This is a genomic window from Carnobacterium sp., assembly GCF_032094055.1.
GTDB lineage: Bacteria > Bacillota > Bacilli > Lactobacillales > Carnobacteriaceae > Carnobacterium_A.
In genome coordinates this window covers 1-3620 of sequence record NZ_DAMDAK010000084.1, presented here as the reverse complement: position 1 = coordinate 3620, position 3620 = coordinate 1, and the positions used below count along the sequence as shown (strand labels likewise).

Below are 3620 nucleotides of genomic sequence, written 5' to 3'. Positions count from 1 at the left end.
AGCTGCAAAAACGGCAAAGAGTATACCGACAATTGGAAAGATGATCCAAGCTGTTCCCCAAGTATTAAAAAGGAAACCGGAGATAACATAAACAGCAGCTGCGGTTGGGAAAACAATGCTGGCTACTGTGTCAGTCAATTTCTCAGCTGCTATTTTTTTAGGAGTATAGGATCCAATGGCTAATATTTTATTATATGTTGCGTGGATAATTCCAAAAAATACGAATAGGAATACACCTACAGCAACGAAACTAAGCAAAAAGATCACTGCCCAATAATTATCGTAGCCTAATAATACGAGTGACAACAATAGAACGATAGGAGCGGTGATGCACAGGATCACCCCTGCAGCAATTGCTTTGGCAAATTGAGGTTTAAAATTTTTCAATTCTCTAGTTAATTCTGAACGAGTAGTGGAATCAATCGAAATAGCACGGCCTTCAAGCTCATATTGTTGTTCTTTTATACCAAAAAGAATAAACAAACCAACAGCCAGTGCAATCAGCAAGAAGAGTGGAACAAGAGAGACGATCAGACGTATGTCTTCTGTTGCCTGATTAATGAATGGCAGAAAGTTTGAAACTTCTTGAACCAGCAGCATAATGGCTGGTGCTAAAATGCAGAGAAAGACTCCAGCTGCAATGCCTAGGCTGAATTTTGCACGATGAGACATATAATCTTCAACTGCTTCATGTGATAAAAATAGTACGTTATTGTCTTCTTGGACATCCGTTTCTAAGTTATACGCTTCAATGATCTCATCAATATTCCCGAATTCAGCTAAAACCGTTCCAATGGCTTCATTCTCACTTCGGTTCTCGGCTTTTAATTGATCGTATTTTTCTTCCATATTCAGCAGCATATCTTCTTTAAGCCTGAGCATCTCAGGTGTTTTTGGCAAATGAACAAAAACCGAGTCCACATAATTTACAATGGTATCCATTAGAGCTTCTCCTCCTTGATAAACTGATCAATAATTTCTTTTGTGTCCTTCCATTCTGTTACTTTGTCATAATACGTTTGTTTGCCCAAAGGTGTAAGGGTGTAATAGGTACGTTGTTTGCCATAAGTTTCTGTACTGGAATAAGATTGAATCAATTCTTGTTTTTCTAACCGATTAAAAGCAGAATACAGTGTTGTTTCTTTCATCACATAAGCTCCGCCGGTTATTTCTTTGATAGTATTCGAGATTTGATAACCATAAGAATCCCCTTTCATTAAAATGGATAAAATAATCAAACTGTTAAAGCCGCGCATGACATCACTTGATATCAAATTTATCCCCTCTTTTACTTCATCTATCGTAGTAATTAAAGTATACTCTATTTACTACGACAGGTAAAGTAATTTGTTCGTAAACTTAATGAAGAAAGTATATCGTAAATGGAAAGATATCTTTTTTTGAGAAGTCTTTTTCATTGACACTCAAGCATAAAAAAGTATGCTTGAAGTAAGAAATACAGCGTATGGATTTAAAAGATTTTCTTTGTAGGTATAGTTATTTTTCTTGGGGCGATAAGCCATTCAACTAAAAGAAAAGAGGAAATATCATGCAAAAAATTGTGACTCATTTATGGTTTGATGATAAAGCACAAGAAGCAGTTGATTTGTATGTCAGTATTTTTGAAGATGCAAAGATTTTAAGCACGCAGCATTTTGATGCTCCTGGGGAGGGAAACGAAGGTAGTGTACTTGCAATCGATTTTCAATTAGCAGGTCAACACTTCCATGCTATTAACGGCGGTCCTTATTTTCAATTTACGCCAGCTATTTCGTTGTATATCAATTGTGAAACACAAGAAGAAGTAGATAAAATTTGGAATAAGTTAGTGGCTGAGGGCGAGCCTGTAGAATGCGGCTGGCTGACTGATAAATATGGTATTTCCTGGCAAGTGGTTCCTACTATTTTAGAGCAGCTTTTAGCGGGTGATAATCTAGCCAAACGCACGGCTGTTTCTAAAGCTATGTTCAAAATGAAAAAATTAAACATAAAAGAATTGCAAGCGGCATATGATGAAGCGTGATAAATACTTTACCTTAAAAAGATTAAATTAAATGGCTAAACAAAAAAACAGGAGAAAGAGCTGGAATTGCTTCCAATCTTTCTCCTGTTTTTAGGCTTTTGAATAGGATAAGTTAGTTTTCTTCGTTTAATAGCCGGTTTTCCCCTTGGATTTTTTGTATTTCCGTAATGTCTTGTGTAACTTCTAAACAGCCAAGATAGTCATTGGTTTCGGTATCGCGAATAGCAAAATAACGAATATAAATAACTTTTCCATGCATGTTGATCCAAAAATCCGCCTCATTTCGTTCTCCGCTTCTAAAATCATCAAGAATTTTCTGAACCATGTGCATACTTTTGTGCGGATGACAATTGACAACTTCACGTCCAATGACAGAGTTGGTACGCGGAAAAATCCGATTCTTTCCTTCTGAATAAAAACGTACACGATCGTCTTTATCCACAAAAGTTAAATCAACTGGTAAAACACCAAAAACAGCCGTTAATTCTTTTAATTGAAGTACACCCGTTGGCAAAACGATTTTACCTTCACTTAGCTGCTCGTCTTGCCACTCATAGGGACTAGCTTCATTCTCAGGGAAATCTTCCGCGATCGCTTCAGTCATAGCTGCCGCTTTTTTTGCTGCTTCAGCTCGTTCTTTCTGCTGTCCTTTTTCTTGTGCCAGAGCCTCTTTGCTTGGTTTCCAAGTAAGTGGTTTAGGAATAAAAGCAAACCCGATATCTAAGCTGTCTTCCGCAATTCTTTGCCAATCCATCAGTTGAAAAACATCTAAAACCATTGGAATCATAATTTCTTCTTCTTTAAAAATCATTTCTTCTACTTCTGTTACCAGATGATTGATTTTTTCTCGAAGCGGATTGATCACCAATTTTTCACTAGTTAAATAAGCATTCACATCTTTGATCGCTTTACGGATATCATCGTCAACGCCCCACATTACTTTTGGCGGCGCAGTAATGCCGTACCGTTCCATGTAAGCAAAAAACAACGTTTCTTTTCGGGTGTAATGTTTATCGATTTGCATCAAATCTGACAACGCATTTTGAAGCCGCTGCTTTTGTGAAAAATTGCCGTCAGCAAATCGCTCAAAAGTTCCAAGAATTTCGTCTTCTAAAAGCGAACGAATCACTCGGTTTTCTAACTTTAAAGTATGGACAGGGTGCCCAGGCTGTTCGTGTTCGTAATTGGAACGGTGGATATCCCGAATTGAACCTTTAAAAACAGCAGCATGTACATTGCAGAGGTGCTGTATTTCTGATGGATCTAAACCACTGGCAATCAATTCTCTTTCTGCAGCAGTAATTTCGCTGACGTCTACACCGTCAAAAGATTCATCAAAAAGACGTTTTGCTTCTTCAAACTCACCGCCTTCATGAAGTAAGGTTAGAATTTCGATGATTTTTTTCTGCCGGTAAACAGTATTGTTTTCCATAAGCTCACTCCTCAATGATAAATCCTAATTGATTTAATTGATAGATAACGTTGTTCAAGTCAACTTTTTTCATTTTTGCTCCTTTAGGAATAGTCATATATCTCCCTACAGTATTTAACATAGTTGGATTTTGAATATCTTTTAACCCTAAATCGAATAAAACTT

5 protein-coding genes are annotated in these 3620 nt (G+C 37.0%); 1 reads left to right on the top strand and 4 read right to left on the bottom strand.

Annotated features, from left to right (window positions below; translation table 11 throughout):
* Both RT405_RS11180 and RT405_RS11175 read right to left on the bottom strand, forming a co-directional pair.
* Positions 1-942: permease prefix domain 1-containing protein (locus RT405_RS11180; RefSeq protein ID WP_313469716.1), on the bottom strand; the 942-nt coding region annotated here is incomplete at its 3' end.
* The gene (locus RT405_RS11175; RefSeq protein ID WP_313469715.1) at positions 942-1274 is read right to left on the bottom strand and encodes a PadR family transcriptional regulator; all 333 of its coding nucleotides are present in this window, start codon (positions 1272-1274) and stop codon (positions 942-944) included. The genes RT405_RS11175 and RT405_RS11180, both read right to left, overlap by 1 nt.
* A gap of 275 nt (positions 1275-1549) precedes the next feature.
* Between RT405_RS11175 and RT405_RS11170 the strand changes: the two genes are divergently transcribed.
* Positions 1550-2023, top strand: coding sequence for a VOC family protein (locus RT405_RS11170; RefSeq protein WP_313469714.1), 474 nt, complete (start codon positions 1550-1552; stop codon positions 2021-2023).
* A 112-nt stretch (positions 2024-2135) separates the two neighbouring features.
* Here the strand turns inward: RT405_RS11170 and RT405_RS11165 are convergent, their stop codons facing one another.
* Together RT405_RS11165 and RT405_RS11160 are read right to left on the bottom strand one after the other, a co-directional pair.
* A complete protein-coding gene (locus tag RT405_RS11165; protein WP_313469713.1) occupies positions 2136-3455 on the bottom strand; it encodes a DUF438 domain-containing protein in 1320 nt (439 codons plus the stop codon).
* Positions 3456-3459: 4 nt separating this feature from the next.
* On the bottom strand, positions 3460-3620 hold a 161-nt coding region (locus tag RT405_RS11160), incomplete at its 5' end, for a DUF1858 domain-containing protein (protein WP_313469724.1).

Coding starts and splice junctions, on each gene's coding strand:
- RT405_RS11170 (WP_313469714.1), top strand. CDS start 1,550: ATGCAAAAAATTGTGACTCATTTATGGTTTGATGATAAAGCACAAGAA.
- RT405_RS11165 (WP_313469713.1), bottom strand. CDS start 3,455: ATGGAAAACAATACTGTTTACCGGCAGAAAAAAATCATCGAAATTCTA.